Source organism: Streptomyces sp. NPDC006624, assembly GCF_040611555.1.
Taxonomy (GTDB): domain Bacteria; phylum Actinomycetota; class Actinomycetes; order Streptomycetales; family Streptomycetaceae; genus Streptomyces.
Genome location: NZ_JBEXOM010000050.1, coordinates 2,093 through 3,289 on the forward strand (window position 1 = coordinate 2,093; position 1,197 = coordinate 3,289).

Annotated in this window: 1 rRNA gene (running past one end of the window); it reads left to right on the forward strand. The window is 56.6% G+C overall.

From position 1 onward, the window contains the following. A 23S ribosomal RNA gene (locus ABZY20_RS37045) occupies positions 1-1,175 on the forward strand (it extends 2,035 nt beyond the left edge of the window). The last annotated feature ends 22 nt before the right edge of the window (positions 1,176-1,197 follow it).

Consider the following 1,197-nt stretch of genomic DNA (forward strand, 5'->3'; position numbering starts at 1 on the left):
TCTGAGCTGGGGGTGGCCGCAGAGACCAGCGAGAAGCGACTGTTTACTAAAAACACAGGTCCGTGCGAAGCCGTAAGGCGATGTATACGGACTGACGCCTGCCCGGTGCTGGAACGTTAAGGGGACCGGTTAGCTCCATTTCGGTGGGGCGAAGCTGAGAACTTAAGCGCCAGTAAACGGCGGTGGTAACTATAACCATCCTAAGGTAGCGAAATTCCTTGTCGGGTAAGTTCCGACCTGCACGAATGGCGTAACGACTTCTCGACTGTCTCAACCATAGGCCCGGTGAAATTGCACTACGAGTAAAGATGCTCGTTTCGCGCAGCAGGACGGAAAGACCCCGGGACCTTTACTACAGTTTGATATTGGTGTTCGGTTCGGCTTGTGTAGGATAGCTGGGAGACTGTGAACTCTGGACGCCAGTTCAGGGGGAGTCGTCGTTGAAATACCAGTCTGGTCGTGCTGGATGTCTAACCTGGGTCCGTGATCCGGATCAGGGACAGTGTCTGATGGGTAGTTTAACTGGGGCGGTTGCCTCCTAAAGAGTAACGGAGGCGCCCAAAGGTTCCCTCAGCCTGGTTGGCAATCAGGTGTTGAGTGTAAGTGCACAAGGGAGCTTGACTGTGAGACCGACGGGTCGAGCAGGGACGAAAGTCGGGACTAGTGATCCGGCGGTGGCTTGTGGAAGCGCCGTCGCTCAACGGATAAAAGGTACCCCGGGGATAACAGGCTGATCTTCCCCAAGAGTCCATATCGACGGGATGGTTTGGCACCTCGATGTCGGCTCGTCGCATCCTGGGGCTGGAGTCGGTCCCAAGGGTTGGGCTGTTCGCCCATTAAAGCGGTACGCGAGCTGGGTTTAGAACGTCGTGAGACAGTTCGGTCCCTATCCGCTGTGCGCGTAGGAGTCTTGAGAAGGGCTGTCCCTAGTACGAGAGGACCGGGACGGACGAACCTCTGGTGTGCCAGTTGTCCTGCCAAGGGCATGGCTGGTTGGCTACGTTCGGGAGGGATAACCGCTGAAAGCATCTAAGCGGGAAGCCTGCTTCGAGATGAGGACTCCCACCCACTTGATGGGGTAAGGCTCCCAGTAGACGACTGGGTTGATAGGCCGGATCTGGAAGCCAGGTAACTGGTGGAGGTGACCGGTACTAATAGGCCGAGGGCTTGTCCTCAGTTGCTCGCGTCCACTGTGTT